Source organism: Streptomyces sp. NPDC001822 (genome assembly GCF_042892135.1).
Taxonomy (GTDB): Bacteria; Actinomycetota; Actinomycetes; order Streptomycetales; family Streptomycetaceae; genus Streptomyces.
Genome location: NZ_JBIATW010000015.1, coordinates 23,605 through 39,748 on the forward strand (window position 1 = coordinate 23,605; position 16,144 = coordinate 39,748).

At 70.9% G+C, this 16,144-nt stretch carries 13 protein-coding genes; 6 read left to right on the plus strand and 7 right to left on the minus strand.

Translation table 11 applies throughout. The features are described from left to right. Positions 1-67: 67 nt before the first annotated feature. From ACFYY2_RS28205 to ACFYY2_RS28220, 4 genes are all read left to right on the plus strand, one after another. Positions 68-1,306 (plus strand): NAD(P)/FAD-dependent oxidoreductase, encoded by a 1,239-nt coding sequence (locus ACFYY2_RS28205; protein WP_388748113.1) that lies wholly within the window; start codon positions 68-70, stop codon positions 1,304-1,306. Continuing rightward, positions 1,306-3,891, plus strand: a complete 2,586-nt coding sequence (nirB, locus tag ACFYY2_RS28210; RefSeq protein ID WP_388748115.1) for a nitrite reductase large subunit NirB — start codon at positions 1,306-1,308, stop codon at positions 3,889-3,891. Before ACFYY2_RS28205 ends, nirB begins: the two co-directional genes overlap by 1 nt. Continuing rightward, entirely contained in the window at positions 3,891-4,250 is a 360-nt protein-coding gene (nirD, locus tag ACFYY2_RS28215; RefSeq protein WP_388748117.1) for a nitrite reductase small subunit NirD, read from the plus strand. Before nirB ends, nirD begins: the two co-directional genes overlap by 1 nt. 140 nt (positions 4,251-4,390) lie before the next feature. Further along, entirely contained in the window at positions 4,391-5,557 is a 1,167-nt protein-coding gene (locus tag ACFYY2_RS28220; protein ID WP_388748118.1) for an alkaline phosphatase PhoX, read from the plus strand. A gap of 58 nt (positions 5,558-5,615) precedes the next feature. Here the strand turns inward: ACFYY2_RS28220 and ACFYY2_RS28225 are convergent, their stop codons facing one another. Next, a complete protein-coding gene (locus tag ACFYY2_RS28225; RefSeq protein WP_388748120.1) occupies positions 5,616-6,032 on the minus strand; it encodes a VOC family protein in 417 nt (138 codons plus the stop codon). Between the two features lie 163 nt (positions 6,033-6,195). Here ACFYY2_RS28225 and ACFYY2_RS28230 point away from each other — a divergent pair, with 163 nt between their 5' ends. Further along, entirely contained in the window at positions 6,196-6,780 is a 585-nt protein-coding gene (locus ACFYY2_RS28230) for a DUF4287 domain-containing protein (RefSeq protein WP_388748122.1), read from the plus strand. A 6-nt stretch (positions 6,781-6,786) separates the two neighbouring features. On the opposite strand, the gene ACFYY2_RS28235 is transcribed toward ACFYY2_RS28230, so the two are convergent. The 6 genes from ACFYY2_RS28235 to ACFYY2_RS28260 all read right to left on the minus strand — a co-directional run bounded on the left by ACFYY2_RS28235 (position 6,787) and on the right by ACFYY2_RS28260 (position 14,934). Then, positions 6,787-7,800, minus strand: coding sequence for an ArsR/SmtB family transcription factor (locus ACFYY2_RS28235; protein ID WP_388748124.1), 1,014 nt, complete (start codon positions 7,798-7,800; stop codon positions 6,787-6,789). Between the two features lie 479 nt (positions 7,801-8,279). Continuing rightward, complete coding sequence (ppdK, locus tag ACFYY2_RS28240) at positions 8,280-10,991, minus strand: pyruvate, phosphate dikinase (protein WP_388748126.1); 2,712 nt, start codon at positions 10,989-10,991, stop codon at positions 8,280-8,282. A gap of 573 nt (positions 10,992-11,564) precedes the next feature. Continuing rightward, a complete protein-coding gene (dusB, locus tag ACFYY2_RS28245; RefSeq protein WP_388748128.1) occupies positions 11,565-12,713 on the minus strand; it encodes a tRNA dihydrouridine synthase DusB in 1,149 nt (382 codons plus the stop codon). Positions 12,714-12,829: 116 nt separating this feature from the next. Further along, positions 12,830-13,033: a DUF6243 family protein gene (locus ACFYY2_RS28250; RefSeq protein ID WP_327118853.1), complete on the minus strand. Its 204-nt coding sequence runs from the start codon at positions 13,031-13,033 to the stop codon at positions 12,830-12,832. A gap of 221 nt (positions 13,034-13,254) precedes the next feature. Beyond that, the gene (locus ACFYY2_RS28255) at positions 13,255-13,458 is read right to left on the minus strand and encodes a hypothetical protein (RefSeq protein ID WP_203186148.1); all 204 of its coding nucleotides are present in this window, start codon (positions 13,456-13,458) and stop codon (positions 13,255-13,257) included. A gap of 93 nt (positions 13,459-13,551) precedes the next feature. Next, complete coding sequence (locus tag ACFYY2_RS28260) at positions 13,552-14,934, minus strand: glycine--tRNA ligase (RefSeq protein WP_388748131.1); 1,383 nt, start codon at positions 14,932-14,934, stop codon at positions 13,552-13,554. A 217-nt stretch (positions 14,935-15,151) separates the two neighbouring features. Here ACFYY2_RS28260 and ACFYY2_RS28265 point away from each other — a divergent pair, with 217 nt between their 5' ends. Further along, positions 15,152-16,126, plus strand: a complete 975-nt coding sequence (locus ACFYY2_RS28265) for a metal ABC transporter substrate-binding protein (protein ID WP_388748133.1) — start codon at positions 15,152-15,154, stop codon at positions 16,124-16,126. Positions 16,127-16,144 lie beyond the last annotated feature (18 nt).

Here is a 16,144-nt window from a genome sequence, read left to right on the forward strand (position 1 = left end):
CGCAAGGTTCCTCCAGGGAAACAGGAGGGATGCGGCCGGGTAACACCCGCCCCGCAGTCTCTTCGTCATGAGGACACGGAGCGGGAACACGGCGCAGGTGGTGGTGATCGGCGCCGGTATGGCGGGCGCGCGGCTCGCCTCCCGGGTGCCCGGTGTCACCGTCATCGGCGAGGAGGCCCACGCACCGTACAACCGGGTGCTGCTGGCCGAGGTCCTCGCGGGCCGTTACGAGCCGGACGTGATCGCGCTGCCGCCCGCCGAGGTGCGGCGCGGGGTGCGGGTCGAGCGGATCGACCGGGCGGCCCGCGAGGTCCTGTGCGACGACGGCGGCGTCATCGGCTACGAGCGCCTGGTGCTGGCCACCGGCTCGAACCCGGTGCTGCCGCCGCTGCGGGGCATCGGCCGCTCCCTCCCGGACGGGGTGCATCCCTTCCGCACCCTCGACGACTGCCTCGCCCTGCGCGCCGCCGTCCGTCCCGGATCACGTGCCGTCGTCATCGGCGGCGGACTCCTCGGGGTGTCGGCCGCCCGCGCGCTGGCGGAGTGCGGCGCCCAGGTGGTGCTGGCCCAGCAGGGCGAGCACCTCATGGAACGGCAGCTGGACGCCGAGGCGGCGGGGCTGCTGCGGCGCCATCTGGAGGCGCTCGGCGTCGAGGTGCACACGGAGTGCCGGGTGCGCGGGCTGCGCTGCACGGACGGCGCCGTCCCGGCGGTGCGTGCGGTGGAGATGGCCGACGGTTACGAACTGGAGGCCGAGATCACGGTCCTGGCCTGCGGGGTCCGCCCCAGGACGGGTCTGGCACTGGCCGCCGGCCTCGACGTCCGCAAGGGCGTGGTCGTGGACGACGAGCTGCGGACCTCGGACCCGTACATCCACGCCGTCGGCGACTGCGCCGAGCACGACGGGACGGTGTACGGCCTGGCGGGTGCGGCGATCGAACAGGCCGACGTCCTGGCCGAGGTGCTGGCGGGCCGCGCCGCCCGCTACCGGGGCACCCGCGCGCTGACCCGGCTCACCCTGCGCTCCCCCGCGGCCGCCCCGGTGGCCGCCGGGGGCCCCGGCGGCCTCGACCTGGCCGCCTTCGGGGACTCCCGCCCGATGCCCGGCGACGACGTGGTGCGGCTGGCCGACGCCACCCGGGGCGCGTACCGCACGGTCGTCGTCCGGGGCGACCGGCTCGCGGGCGGGGTGCTGTTCGGCGATCTCGCCGCCGTCGGCACGCTCGCCCGGACCTGGCAGGACGACGAGCCCCTGCCCGCCGACATGTCCCTGCTCCACCTGCTCACCAACGACGGAGGCCTCTGATGCCGGTGCCCACTCCCCCGACCGCCCCCACCGCGGGCGTGCCGACGATCGTGGTCGTCGGGCACGGCATGGTCGGGCAGCGGTTCCTGGAAGCGCTCGCCGACCGCGGTCTGACCGCCGCCGCGGGCACGGCCCGTGTCGTCGTACTCTGCGAGGAGCCCCGCCCCGCCTACGACCGGGTGCAGCTGACCTCGTACTTCGCCGGGAGGACCCCGGAGGACCTCTCGCTCGTCGAGCCGGGTTTCATGGCACGGCACGGCTTCGAGCTGCGCGTCGGTGATCCGGCGGTGAGCGTCGACCGTGAGGCGCGCACCGTCACGGCGCGCTCCGGGGAGGCCTTCGCCTACGACACGCTGGTGCTGGCGACCGGCTCGTATCCGTTCGTCCCGCCCGTGCCGGGCAAGGACGCCGAGGGCTGTTTCGTCTACCGCACCATCGAGGACCTGCTCGCCATCGAGGAGTACGCGAAGGGCGCGACGACCGGGGCCGTGGTCGGCGGCGGGCTGCTCGGCCTGGAGGCCGCGGGCGCCCTCCAGGGCCTCGGACTGCGGACGCACGTCGTGGAGTTCGCGCCCCGGCTGATGCCGGTGCAGGTCGACGGGGGCGGTGGTGCGGCCCTCCTGCGCACCATCGAGAACATGGGGCTCACCGTCCACACCGGTGTCGGCACCCAGGAGGTCACCGCGGGCAAGGACGGCCGGGTGGACGGCATGTCCCTGTCGGACGGCTCCTCCCTGGCGACGGACCTCGTCGTCTTCTCCGCCGGGGTGCGCCCCCGGGACCAGCTGGCCCGCGACTGCGGTCTGGAGGTCGGCCCGCGCGGCGGCATCGTCGTCGACGAGCAGTGCCGCACCTCGGACAGCGCGGTGTTCGCGATCGGCGAGTGCGCGCTGGCCTCGGACGGCCGGGTGTACGGCCTGGTGGCGCCGGGCTACGAGATGGCGGCGGCGGCCGCCGAGGTGATCGCGGGCAACACGGCCTCCTTCACCGGCGCCGACCTCTCCACGAAGCTGAAGCTGCTCGGCGTGGACGTGGCCTCCTTCGGGGACGCGCACGGCGCGGCCGAGGGGTGCCTCGACGTGGTGTACGCGGACTCCCGCTCGGGTGTCTACAAGAAGCTGGTGATCGGTCAGGACGGCACCCTGCTCGGGGGTGTCCTGGTGGGCGACGCCGACCAGTACGGCACGCTGCGGCCGATGACGGGCACGGTCCTTCCGGTCGCCCCCGAGCAGCTGGTGCTGCCGGCCGGCGCGGGCGGTCCGGTCACGCTCGGCCCGTCGTCGCTGCCCGACGAGGCGGTGATCTGCTCCTGCCACAACGTCACCAAGGGCGCGATCTGCGAGCACACCACGCTGCCCGAGGTGAAGAAGTGCACCAAGGCCGGGACGGGCTGCGGAAGCTGCGTCAAGGTCATCGGCCAGCTGCTGCCGCAGCCGGAGGACCAGGGGCTGTGCGGCTGCTTCGCGTACACCCGCAGCGAGCTGTACGAGATCGTCCGCACCCTCGGCGTCACGTCGTACGCCGCGCTGCTCGACTCGCACGGCCGCCCGGAGGCGCGTGGCGGCGACGGCTGCGAGGTCTGCAAACCGACGGTCGGCTCGGTCATCGCGTCGCTGGCGCCGACGGTCGGTGCGAGCGGTTACGTGCTGGACGGCGAGCAGGCGGCCCTCCAGGACACCAACGACCACTTCCTCGCCAACCTCCAGCGCAACGGCTCGTACTCGGTCGTGCCGCGCATCCCGGGCGGTGAGATCACCCCGGAGAAGCTGATCGTGATCGGCGAGGTGGCCCGGGACTTCGGCCTCTACACCAAGATCACCGGAGGTCAGCGCATCGACCTGTTCGGCGCCCGCGTCGACCAGCTGCCGCTGATCTGGACCCGGCTGGTGGACGCCGGCTTCGAGTCCGGGCACGCCTACGGGAAGTCGCTGCGGACGGTCAAGTCCTGTGTGGGGCAGACCTGGTGCCGCTACGGCGTGCAGGACTCGGTGCGGATGGCGATCGACCTGGAGCTGCGCTACCGGGGCCTGCGCTCCCCGCACAAGCTGAAGTCGGCGGTCTCGGGCTGCGCCCGCGAGTGCGCGGAGGCCCGTGGCAAGGACTTCGGGATCATCGCCACCGCCCAGGGGTGGAACCTGTACGTCGGCGGCAACGGCGGCGCCACACCGCGTCACGCCGACCTGCTCGCCCAGGACCTCTCCGACGCCGAACTGGTCCGTCTCATCGACCGGTTCCTGATGTTCTACATCCGCACGGCGGACCGCCTGGAGCGCACCTCGACCTGGCTGGACCGGATCGAGGGCGGCCTGGACCACGTCCGGGACGTCGTCGTCCACGACTCGCTGGGGCTGTGCGACGAGCTGGAGCGCCTGATGGCCGACCACGTCGCCGGCTACCGGGACGAGTGGGCGGAGACCATCAAGGACCCCGAGCGGCTGCGGCGCTTCGTCACCTTCGTCAACGCCCCCGACGCCCCCGACCCCTCGGTCCGGTTCGTGCCGGAGCGCGACCAGGTCAAGCCCGACCTGGACATCCTCGCGGGCCCGGTGCTCGCCATCCGCACTCTCGAAGGGACACCCTCCTGATGACGACCACGACGGCGGAGACGGCGCGGGACACCCGGACGGTCCGGCTCGCGGACGGGGACGGCTGGCTGACGGTCTGCGACAGTGCGCTGCTGACCCCGGGGCGCGGCGTGGCGGCGCTCCTGCCCGACGGCCGGCAGGTCGCGCTGTTCATGGACCGGGCCGGGCGGGCCTACGCGATCGACAACCGCGACCCGTTCACCGGCGCGTACGTCCTGTCCCGTGGCCTGCTCGGTTCCGCGGGCGGACGGCCGTTCGTCGCCTCGCCCCTGCTGAAGCAGCGCTTCGACCTGGAGACGGGCGCGTGCCTGGACGACGACGACGTGTCGGTGCCGGTGTACCCGGTCCGCGCGGACTGACCGCGCACCGTCTCCGCGTACTGACTCCGCCCCGTTCACGGCGCGTTGGAGCTGTGTCCACCCCGCGCCTCTACTGTCCTGACGTTCGACCCGCCGGGCCGACCGGGCCGGCGGGCCAGCACGTCACCCGTGGAGTGATCGTGGAACGTCGGACCTTCTTGCGCACAGCGGTGATCGGTTCATCGGCGGCGGCCTTCGGCGGCACCCTCTGGAGGGGTGCGGCCTCCGCCGCCCCCGCCCAGCCGGCCACCGGACCGTACGGTGCGCTTCAGGCCGCCAACGCCAACGGCATCCTGCTGCCGAGCGGCTTCACCAGCCGCATCGTCGCCCGCTCGGGGCAGACCGTCCCCGGCACCTCGTACACCTGGCACAGCGCGCCCGACGGAGGCGCCACCTTCGCCGCCGGCAGCGGATGGATCTATGTGTCCAACGCCGAGGTGTCCTCGGGCAGCGGCGGCGGGGCGAGCGCGGTGCGCTTCGACGCCTCGGGGAACGTCACCTCGGCGTACCGCATCCTGTCCGGCACGAACAACAACTGCGCGGGCGGCCGCACCCCGTGGAACACCTGGCTGTCCTGCGAGGAGGTCACCCGCGGATTCGTCTACGAGACGGACCCCTGGGGCGTGAACGCGGCCGTGCAGCGCCCGGCACTCGGCCGCTTCAAGCACGAGGCGGCGGCGGCCGACCCCGACCACGGCTACGTCTACCTCACCGAGGACGAGACGGACGGCCGCTTCTACCGCTTCCGCCCCACCACCTGGGGCAACCTCTCCTCGGGCACGCTGCAGGTCCTGGTGGCCGGCACGGGCACCTCCGGCCCGGTGACCTGGACGACGGTCCCCGACCCGGACGGATCGCCCACCCAGACCCGCTACCAGGTCTCCGGCGCCAAGGTGTTCAACGGGGGCGAGGGCTGCTTCTACGCGGCCGGCACCTGCTGGTTCACCACCAAGGGCGACAACCGGGTGTGGGCGTACGACGCGAACACCTCGTCCCTCTCGCTCGCCTACGACGACTCGCTCGTCACGAGCGGCACCGCGCCGCTGACCGGCGTGGACAACGTCACCCGGTCCGCCTCGGGCGACCTGTACGTCGCCGAGGACGGCGGCAACATGGAGATCTGCCTGATCACACCCGCCGACACCGTCGCGCCGTTCCTGCGGATCAGCGGCCAGTCGGGCTCGGAGATCACCGGGCCCGCCTTCTCCCCCGACGGGAAGCGGCTCTACTTCTCCTCGCAGCGGGGTACGAGCGGCAGTTCCTCCGGCGGCATCACCTACGAGGTCACGGGGCCGTTCCGCTCCTGACCGGTCCCCGGCGCGGCTGTCGTGGTGCGCGCACCGCGGCAGCCGCCCCGTAGGGACGTCAGGCCTGTCCCTGGACCGCGGCCGGGTCCATCCACACGACCTCCCAGATGTGGTGGTCGGGGTCCTGGAAGGAGCGGCCGTACATGAAGCCCTCGTCCATGGGCTCGTTGGCCGGTGAGCCACCCGACGCGAGCGCCGCGTCCGCCATCGCGTCGACCTCGGCGCGGCTCCCCGCGCTCAGGGCGACGAGCACCTCGGTCGTCGCCGACGCGTCGGCGATCTCCTTCTTGGTGAAGTCCTTGAAGCGCGGCTCGCTGATGAGCATGGCGAAGATCGTGTCGCTGATGACGAGACAGGCGGTCGTGTCGTCGCTGAACTGCGGGTTGAAGCCGAAGCCGAGCTTCGAGAAGAAGTTCTTGGTCGTCTCCAGGTCCTTGACCGGCAGGTTCACGAAGATCATCCGAGGCTGGGGCATGGTTCCCACTCTTCCGTCCGGCACTCTGCGGTGCTCCCACGCGCTCCGTGCGAGCGCTCACAAGAGGTAGACGGCCGCGGCGCACGGAACTCATCGCCCGGGGCGGGGCCGGTTTCCCGCGCGGCGCCGCCGGTGCCGGACGCCGGACGCATAGCTTCGGGGCATGAGCGGATCGACGGGCCGGAGGATCACCGAGAAGCTGTCGGACGACGCCCTGCGGGGAGCGACCGGCCGGGGCTGGGCGGACTGGTTCGACGTGCTCGACGCCTGGGACGCGACACGGCGCACCCATGCGGAGATCGCCGCGTATCTGGGCACGGAGCACCGGATGGGCGGCTGGTACGCCCAGTCGGTCGCCGTCGGGTACGAACAGGAGCGCGGCCTGCGGGAGGTGGGGCAGTCCTCCACGGGCGACTGGAACACCTCGGGCAGCCGTACCCTCGCCGCCCCGCCGGAGCGCGTCCTGGACGCCTTCACCGAGCCGGTGCTGCGCGGGCGCTGGCTGCCGGACGTGGACCTGTCCGTGCGCGGCCTGCGTCCCGGAAGATCCCTGACCGCGGGCTTCCGCGACGAGTCCGGGGAGGCGGCCGGGAGCGTCTCGGTGCGGGTGGAGGCCCTGCCGGACGGGCGTACGCGGCTGGGCGTGGGACACGGGAAGCTGGCGGACGCGGCGGCGGTGGCCCGCTACAAGGCGTTCTGGAAGGAGCGCCTGGCCGTCCTGAAGGCGGTCCTGGAGGAGCGGGGCTGAGGCGGCTCAGGACAGGGCGAGCGGCGCCCCGCCCCGGAGCAGCGCGGCCCCCAGCGGGGTCAGTGTGTGCAGGACCGAGCTGCCGTGGCGCAGGGTGCGGACGAGACCGGCTTCGCGCAGCACGCAGGCGTGCTGGCTGGCGGAGGCCAGGGAGACCCCGGTCCTGCGCGCCAGCTCGCTGGTCGTGCAGCCGTTGCCGATGGACCGCAGGACGGCGGAGCGGGTGTGCCCCACGAGCCGGCCGAGCCAGGGGCCCGGCTCCGCGAAGGCCGGGGCGCCGGGGTGGGTGACCGGGTAGACGAGGACGGGCGGCAGGAGCGGGTCCCGGTAGACGACGGGGGTGCCCCGGCAGAAGTACGAGGGCTGCAGGAGGAGGCCCCGCCCGTCCAGGTGGAGCTCCCGGTCGACGGGGTAGTCCGCTTCCAGGACCGGCGCGCGCCAGCGGATCATCGGGGGCAGGGTGGCGAGGAGTTCGTCCGCCCCGCCGTCGAGCAGGGCCCGCCCCCGCACCGCGCGGTCGGCCTCGACGCTCGCCCGGATGTGCGGCCAGTAGGGCTCGACCGCGGCGCGGTGGTAGGCGCGCAGGGTGGAGATGAGCCGGCCCAGCGGCTCCGTCCGCCCCTCGGCGAGCGCGTCCGGCAGGGGGGCCGCGGTGGAGCCGCCCGACGGCCGTCTCTGCAGAGGGGCGTTTTCGGCCAGAAGCGCGGTTTCCGCGCGGATCCGGTCGGCCGGGGTGTCGCGCAGCGCTTCCATTCCGGCGTCGAATCCGAATGGTTCGGCACCCTCGGCGGAAGGCGTCAGGAAGTCGGGGAAATAGCCGCGGGGCGGAACGACGGCCGACAGCAGACGTGCTTCACCATTCAACCGGGTCCGGGATTCCTTGCGCCATTTCCCGAACACCGAGGAACCCCGCCGGTCCCTCAGCCTGTGGAAACTGAGAACGGTTTCCCACATCGCGTCCGGCCTCGCGGCCATCCGCACCCGCGAAAGGTCCACTCCGGACACATGGATACGCAGCACCGAACCCCCACCTGTTGCACCCGCAATTGCCCCCGTCGAAGGGTATGCACAGCGTCACAGGAGGTCACCACGGGGTTTCGGCCACAGTTGAAACGCCTCGCCCGCATCGACCGCACCCGAAAGGCTGTACGACGTCGGGTACGCATCCGGCGTCATCGAAAGAGCGGGTGAGGGCCGTGGGGGGCTTTGCCCGTTCGGCGGCGGTGGACGACGGTGCGGCTCCGTGCCCGGCAGGGGTAAGCGGGTGCGGCCCAGGGGTGGGGATCCCTGGGCCGCACCCCTGCGGACGGTCCGCACTTTGCGCACCGAACGGTGAAAAGAAACAACTTTGAACGGTTCGCGATTCAATTGACGAAGCGGCGGCACCCCCGCACAGGGTGCCGCCGCTTCCGGGTAATCCGGCCCCGCCGTCGGATCGTCGAGGGTACAGGTGATCCGACGGCGGCCCCGGAGTCGTTTCGCGCGTTCCCCGCGGGGACTCAGCGGCTGTCGCTGCCCCTGGATTCGGCGGCGGCGCGGCCCGCTTCAAGCCGGGCGACCGGAATGCGGAAGGGCGAGCAGGAGACGTAGTCGAGACCCACCTCGTGGAAGAAGTGCACCGACTCCGGGTCTCCGCCGTGCTCCCCGCAGATACCGAGCTTCAGGTCCGGGCGGGTGGCCCGGCCGGCCTCCACGGCGCTCCGCACGAGGGCGCCGACGCCGTCCTTGTCGATCGTCTCGAACGGCGACACCCCGAAGATGCCCTTCTCCAGGTACGCGGTGAAGAACGAGGCCTCCACGTCGTCGCGGGAGAAGCCCCACACCGTCTGCGTGAGGTCGTTCGTGCCGAAGGAGAAGAACTGCGCGGCCTCGGCGATCTGACCGGCGGTCAGCGCGGCGCGCGGCAGCTCGATCATCGTGCCGATGCTCAGGTTCAGCTCCGTGCCGGTGGCCGCCTCGACCTCGGCGATGACCCGGTCGGCCTCCTCGCGGACGATCTCCAGCTCCTGGACGGTGCCGACGAGCGGGATCATGATCTCGGCACGCGGGTCGCCCTTGGCGTTCCTGCGCTGCGCGGCCGCCTCGGCGATCGCACGGACCTGCATCGCGAACAGCCCCGGGATGACCAGGCCGAGACGGACGCCGCGGAGTCCCAGCATCGGGTTCTGCTCGTGGAGCTTGTGCACGGCCTGCAGGAGGCGCAGGTCGTTCTCGTTGGCGTCCTTGCGGGACTCGGCGAGCGCGACGCGCACCGAGAGCTCCGTGATGTCGGGCAGGAACTCGTGCAGCGGCGGGTCCAGCAGCCGGACCGTGACGGGCAGCCCGTCCATGGACTCGAACAGCTCGATGAAGTCGGCCTTCTGGAGCGGCAGGAGCGCTTCCAGGGCGGTGTCACGCTCGTCGTCGGTGTCCGCGAGGATCAGCTTCTCGACCATCTCGCGGCGCTCACCGAGGAACATGTGCTCGGTGCGGCACAGCCCGATGCCCTGGGCGCCGAAGCGGCGGGCCCGCGAGGCGTCCTCGGCGTTGTCCGCGTTCGCCCGTACCCGCAGTCGGCGTACCCGGTCGGCGTAGGCCATGATGCGGTGCACGGCGGCGACGAGCTCGTCGGCGTCGTCGGCGCCCGCGTGCATGCGGCCCTCGAAGTACTCGACCACCGGGGACGGCACGACGGGGACCTCACCGAGGTACACCTTGCCGGTGGAGCCGTCGACGGAGACGAGGTCGCCCTCCTCGACGACCGTGTCCCCGACCGTGAGCCGGCGCCGCTTGGTGTCGACCTCGATCTCCTCCGCGCCGCAGACACAGGTCTTGCCCATGCCCCGGGCGACGACGGCCGCGTGCGAGGTCTTGCCGCCGCGCGAGGTCAGGATGCCCTCGGCGGCGATCATGCCGTCGAGGTCGTCGGGGTTGGTCTCCCGGCGGATGAGGATGACCTTCTCGCCGGACCGCGACCACTTGACGGCCGTGTACGAGTCGAAGACGGCCTTGCCCACGGCCGCGCCGGGCGATGCGGCGATGCCCCGGCCGAGCAGCACGCTGGCCGCGCCGTGGTCGAAGCGCGGGAACATCAGCTGGGCGAGCTGGGCGCCGTTGACCCGCTGGAGCGCCTCGGCCTCGTCGATGAGGCCCTGGTCGACGAGCTGGGTGGCGATCCGGAAGGCGGCACCGGCGGTGCGCTTGCCGACCCGGGTCTGCAGCATCCAGAGCTGGCCGCGCTCGATGGTGAACTCGATGTCGCAGAGGTCCTTGTAGTGGGTCTCCAGCGTCTCCATGATCTTCATCAGCTGGTCGTACGACGCCTTGTCGATCGACTCCAGCTCCGCGAGCGGCACCGTGTTGCGGATGCCCGCGACGACGTCCTCGCCCTGCGCGTTCTGCAGGTAGTCGCCGTAGACGCCCTGGTGGCCGCTGGCCGGGTCACGGGTGAAGGCGACGCCCGTGCCGGAGTCGGGCCCGAGGTTCCCGAAGACCATCGAACAGACGTTGACGGCGGTGCCGAGGTCGCCGGGGATGCGCTCCTGGCGGCGGTAGAGCTTGGCCCGGTCGGTGTTCCACGAGTCGAAGACCGCCTTTATGGCCAGGTCCATCTGCTCCCGCGGGTCCTGCGGGAAGTCGCGCCCCGCGTCCCGCTCGACGATCCTCTTGAACTCCTTGACCAGCTTCTTGAGGTCCGCCGCGTCGAGGTCCACGTCGACGGTGACGCCCTTGGCCTCCTTCGCGGCCTCCAGCGCCTCCTCGAAGAGCTCCCCGTCCACACCGAGCACGGTCTTGCCGAACATCTGGATGAGACGGCGGTAGGAGTCCCAGGCGAAGCGTTCGTCCCCGGCCTGCGCGGCGAGGCCGACCACGGAGGCGTCGGAGAGGCCGATGTTGAGGACCGTGTCCATCATCCCGGGCATCGAGAACTTGGCGCCGGAGCGGACCGAGACCAGCAGCGGGTCGTCGGCCTGGCCGAGCGTCTTGCCCATCCTCTTCTCGAGCGCCGCGAGGTGCGCACCCACCTCGTCGCGCAGGGCGGCGGGCTCGTCGCCGCTGTCGAGGTAGACCTTGCACGCCTCGGTCGTGATCGTGAAGCCCGGAGGGACGGGAAGCCCGAGGTTGGTCATCTCCGCGAGGTTGGCGCCCTTGCCACCCAGAAGATCTTTCAGATCCTTGTTGCCCTCGGTGAAGTCGTAGACGAACTTCTGGGGATCTTTGTTTTCCGACACGGGTCTCGACTCCTCGAGGACGCGGTGGCTGCCCTGACGGCGAGGAACATACCCAGATCGAAGGTGTCTGGGTACGGCCACTTGCGCGTCGCGAGGTCTCAACCACCCGTCCGCCAGCAGATCGAAAGTGGCACGGTGTCATGGCCCGATGGAGGCATTCGTTCAATTCTTGAACGCAATACCACCGAGCGTGCACACGATCGCGCACGTCACACACGGAGAGTGCCGGATGGCTCGATCGATCAAAGCCAAGACACCTGGCACCCAGTGCCGCCATTTGAGAAATACAGCGTCGATCGACGCGCTCATCTGAGCCAAACACGTCTCAGGGGTGGCGAGAATCACGCCCCGGAGCCCGCTCAGATGTCACCATCCGGACGCCCGCCAGGCGGACGCATGTCACTCTCCGGCTAGACGGACGGTACGAAGAGTCATCCTGCGGACGCCCATCGCGGGCGCCGTGCACGCCTGCCGTCGATTTCTCACGGAAGTCGCCCGGATCACGCACAACGGGCCCGCTCAATTGAGCGAGCCCGTCGGGGGCACTGGGTGCCGCCACTCGGAAGGCGGCGCTCAGCCGCCGGAGGTGTCCAGCTCCGCGTCGGCGCCCACGCCCGCGCAGTCATAGGGGTCGTTGAGCCAGCCGTCCGGCAGGGCCACCCGGTTGTTGCCCGAGGTGCGCCCGCGGGGGCCGTCCGCGCCCTCCGGCCACGGCTGGTCGAGGTCCAGGCGCTGGAGCTGCCCGGACAGTTCCTCCAGCGTCGATGTGACCGCGAGGCACTTGCGCATCTCCGAGCCGACGGCGAAGCCCTTGAGATACCAGGCCACGTGCTTGCGGAAGTCGATCACCCCGCGGCTCTCGTCGCCCATCCACTCCCCCAGCAGTGTGGCGTGACGCACCATGACGCCGGCCACCTCGCGCAGGCTCGGCCGCTGCCTCGCACCCGTGCCGTCGAAGGCACCGGCCAGGTCACCGAAGAGCCAGGGCCGCCCGAGGCAGCCTCGGCCCACGACCACTCCGTCGCAGCCCGTCTCACGCATCATCCGCTGCGCGTCCTCGGCGCTCCAGACATCGCCGTTGCCGAGGACGGGGATCTCCGGAACATGCTCCTTGAGCCGAGCGACGGCGTCCCAGTCGGCCGTGCCGCCGTAGTGCTGGGCGGTGGTCCTGCCGTGCAGGGCGACGGCGCTGATGCCCTCCTCGACGGCGATGCGGCCGGCGTCGAGGTAGGTCATGTGGTCGTCGTCGATGCCCTTGCGCATCTTGATCGTGACCGGGAGGTCGCCCGCCTGCGCGACGGCCTCGCGGAGGATCGCACGCAGCAGCGGCCGCTTGTACGGCAGGGCGGAGCCGCCGCCCTTGCGGGTGACCTTGGGGACCGGACAGCCGAAGTTGAGGTCGATGTGGTCCGCGAGGTCCTCGTCGACGATCATCCGGACCGCCTTGCCGACGATGGCCGGGTCCACTCCGTACAGCTGGATGGAGCGCAGCGTCTCGCTCGCGTCGAAGTGGATGAGCTGCATCGTCTTCTCGTTGCGCTCGACCAGGGCGCGTGTGGTGATCATCTCGCTGACGAACAGTCCCCTGCCCCCGGAGAACTCGCGGCAGAGCGTGCGGAAGGGAGCGTTGGTGATGCCCGCCATGGGGGCGAGCACGACCGGCGCCTGCACGGTGTGCGGGCCGATCCGGAGCGCGGGGGGAGCGGGAGCGAGCGTGGTCATGGCCCCATTGTCCCGTACTCGGCGCGGGGCCCGGATACCGCCCTTTACGGGGGCACGCGAGGCGGGCCCGGTCACCGAGGTGGTCCGGGCCCGCGCTCGTACGGGTGGCGAGGAGGTCAGCTCCCGGCCGGTGCGTCCCCGTCCGGGGCGGCACCCGCCGACGCGGCGCGCTCACGCATCTTGCGCACCAGCTCCTGCTTCTTGTCCTCGGCGTCCTTGCGGTCCTTGTCGCGCGCGGGACCGGCGCCCTGCTGTTCGGCGCGGGACAGCTTCTTGCGCTGTCCGCCCACACCGAGGAGGTTGTTGCGGCTCTTGGCCACGGGGTTCTCCCATTCGTGGTGAGAAGTGAGTCCGGGGTGACCGGAGATCACCTGGGGATCGGTTCGACGGTGACGGACGGCGAGGGCCCGTCACACGCTCACTCGTAGATCTGGAAGAACGAAGACATGGCGAAAAGGTACCCCGGTCCGGCGGCCGCCCTCACCAGGTTTTCCCGCGCCTCCGGCGCTCCCCCTCACCCGGCCGCGGCCGGGACGCCGGTTCAGGCGCTCGGGTCGACCGTCGCCTGGTGGGCCTCGGTGAGGTGCTCCTCGGCCTTCAGCCAGGGCAGGAACTGCGCCCCCTTGCGCCACCCGCAGGTGTCGCAGGTGAGCTGGCGCTGCATCCCCGACTTCCTTACGTGGACGACGTGTTCACGCCCGTGCTGGTCCCATCTGCTGACCTTGCTCGTGGTCATGGACGGCATCCTGGCCTCCCCTGTGGACGAGTGCGCCCAGTGTGCACGAAGCCCCCGGTTCCGCAGGCGGGAACCGGGGGCTTCGTCAGGGGGTCACCGCACTCAGCAGCCCAGCAGACGGGAGCCGAGGTAGCCCTGGATCTGGTCCAGGGAGACGCGCTCCTGCTTCATGGTGTCGCGCTCGCGCACGGTCACCGCGTTGTCGTCGAGGGTGTCGAAGTCGACAGTGACGCAGAACGGCGTGCCGATCTCGTCCTGACGGCGGTAGCGGCGGCCGATGGCGCCGGCGTCGTCGAACTCGATGTTCCAGTTCTGCCGCAGGTCGGCGGCGAGGCCCTTGGCCTTCGGCGAGAGCTGCGCGTTGCGGGACAGCGGCAGGACGGCGACCTTGACCGGCGCCAGGCGCGGGTCGAGGCGCATCACGGCGCGCTTCTCCATGACGCCCTTGGCGTTGGGCGCCTCGTCCTCGTTGTAGGCGTCGAGGAGGAAGGCCAGCATCGAGCGGCCGACACCGGCCGCCGGCTCGATGACGTACGGCGTGTACCGCTCGCCCTTCTCCTGGTCGAAGTAGACGAGGTCCGTACCGGAGGCCTCGGAGTGCGCCTTGAGGTCGTAGTCGGTGCGGTTGGCGACACCCTCCAGCTCGCCCCACTCGCTGCCGCCGAAGCGGAAGCGGTACTCGATGTCAGCGGTGCGCTTGGAGTAGTGGGAGAGCTTCTCCTTCGGGTGCTCGAACCACCGCATGTTCTCCTCGCGCAGGCCCAGGCCGGTGTACCAGTTCCAGCGCTGCTCCATCCAGTACTCCTGCCACTGCTCGTCCTCGCCCGGCTTGACGAAGAACTCCATCTCCATCTGCTCGAACTCGCGCGTGCGGAAGATGAAGTTGCCCGGAGTGATCTCGTTCCGGAAGGACTTGCCCATCTGCGCGATGCCGAACGGCGGCTTCTTGCGCGAGGTCTGCTGCACCTGGCCGAAGTTGGTGAAGATGCCCTGGGCGGTCTCGGGGCGCAGGTAGGCGACCGAGCCGGTGTCCTGGGTCGGGCCGAGGTGGGTGGAGAGGAGACCCGAGAAGGCCTTGGGCTCGGTGAAGGTGCCCTTGTTGCCGCAGTTGGGGCAGTTGAGGTCGGCCAGGCCGTTGACGGGCGGCTTGCCGTGCTTCTCCTCGTACGCCTCCTCCAGGTGGTCGGCGCGGTAGCGCTTGTGGCAGGAGGTGCACTCGGTGAGCGGGTCCGAGAAGGTGGCGACGTGGCCGGAGGCGACCCAGACCTCGGGGGCAAGGATGACCGACGAGTCGAGACCGACCACGTCCTCGCGCGCGGTGACCATGTAGCGCCACCACTGGCGCTTGAGGTTCTCCTTCAGCTCGACGCCGAGCGGCCCGTAGTCCCAGGCGGCCTTCTGGCCGCCGTAGATCTCACTGGAGGGGTAGACGAAGCCACGGCGCTTGCTCAGGCTGACGATGGTGTCGATCTTGTCGGCGGCCACGGTGCTCTCTTCATTACGACGGCGGAACTGGACAGGGGCGGCGCGGAGCGCCTCGCTGAGGGGATGCGCGCGAGGCGGGCGGGCGAATGCCCCAGATTACCGGCGGGCGCACCCCCCGGATCAAATCGGTGGGGCGCATAGCGGTACCAGGGCTGCGATCCGGGCATCTCATCAGCCTTGTTGACAATCGTTTCCAGTTTTGTTGAAAATGACTGTCATGAACGTACGCCGCCTCATACCCACAGCCGCCGTCGCCGGAGCAGTCGCCCTCGGCCTCACCGCGCTCTCCGCCTGCTCCTCGTCCGACGCGGCCGAAGGAGGGGGCGACGGCAAGCTGGACGTGGTGGCGTCCTTCTACCCGATGCAGTTCCTCGCCGAGGAGATCGGCGGGACGCACGTCTCCGTCACCACGCTCACGAAGCCCGGTGCCGAGCCGCACGATCTGGAGCTCTCCCCCCGGCAGATCGGCGGCCTGGGCGACGCCGACTACATCCTCTTCCTCAAGGGCGTCCAGCCCGCCGTGGACGACGCGGTCGCGCAGGCCGGTGTGAAGAACACCGTGGACGCGGCGAAGCTGACCACCCTGGAGAGCCACGGCTCCGAGGTGGACGGCCACGGCCACGAGGCCGGCGAGGAACACGGGGGTGAGGAGCACGGCCACGAGGACACCGGCCTCGACCCGCACATCTGGCTGGACCCCGTGAAGTACGCCGAGGTCGCCGCGGGCGTCGGCAAGTCCCTGGAGAAGGCCGACCCCGGCAACGCCGCGGACTACCGGAAGAACACGGACACCCTGGTCACCGAGCTGAAGTCGCTGGACACGGCCTACAGGACCGGGCTGAAGGACGCCGCCACCAGGACGTTCATCACCACGCACTCCGCCTTCGGGTACCTCGCGGAACGCTACGGCCTGACCCAGGAGGGCATCGCCGGCATCGACCCCGAGGCCGAGCCCAGCCCCGCACGCATCGACGAGATCCACACCGCCGCCGAGAAGAGCCGGGCCACCACCGTGTTCTTCGAGACGCTCGCCAGCGACAGGACCGCCAGGACACTGGCGAAGGACCTCGGCCTGAAGACCGCGGTCCTGGACCCGCTGGAGGGAATCACCGACAAGTCCGCCGGCGCTGACTACATCGAGGTCATGAAGTCGAATCTGACCGCGCTTCAGAAGGCGCTCGGCGCGAAGTGACCCACGACGTACCCGTAT

Bases quoted from the DNA above. Each gene is read 5' to 3' on its own strand.
- ACFYY2_RS28205 (WP_388748113.1), top strand. From the start codon at position 68: ATGAGGACACGGAGCGGGAACACGGCGCAGGTGGTGGTGATCGGCGCC.
- nirB (WP_388748115.1), top strand. From the start codon at position 1,306: ATGCCGGTGCCCACTCCCCCGACCGCCCCCACCGCGGGCGTGCCGACG.
- nirD (WP_388748117.1), top strand. From the start codon at position 3,891: ATGACGACCACGACGGCGGAGACGGCGCGGGACACCCGGACGGTCCGG.
- ACFYY2_RS28225 (WP_388748120.1), bottom strand. From the start codon at position 6,032: ATGCCCCAGCCTCGGATGATCTTCGTGAACCTGCCGGTCAAGGACCTG.
- ACFYY2_RS28230 (WP_388748122.1), top strand. From the start codon at position 6,196: ATGAGCGGATCGACGGGCCGGAGGATCACCGAGAAGCTGTCGGACGAC.
- dusB (WP_388748128.1), bottom strand. From the start codon at position 12,713: ATGACCACGCTCGCTCCCGCTCCCCCCGCGCTCCGGATCGGCCCGCAC.
- ACFYY2_RS28255 (WP_203186148.1), bottom strand. From the start codon at position 13,458: ATGCCGTCCATGACCACGAGCAAGGTCAGCAGATGGGACCAGCACGGG.
- ACFYY2_RS28265 (WP_388748133.1), top strand. From the start codon at position 15,152: ATGAACGTACGCCGCCTCATACCCACAGCCGCCGTCGCCGGAGCAGTC.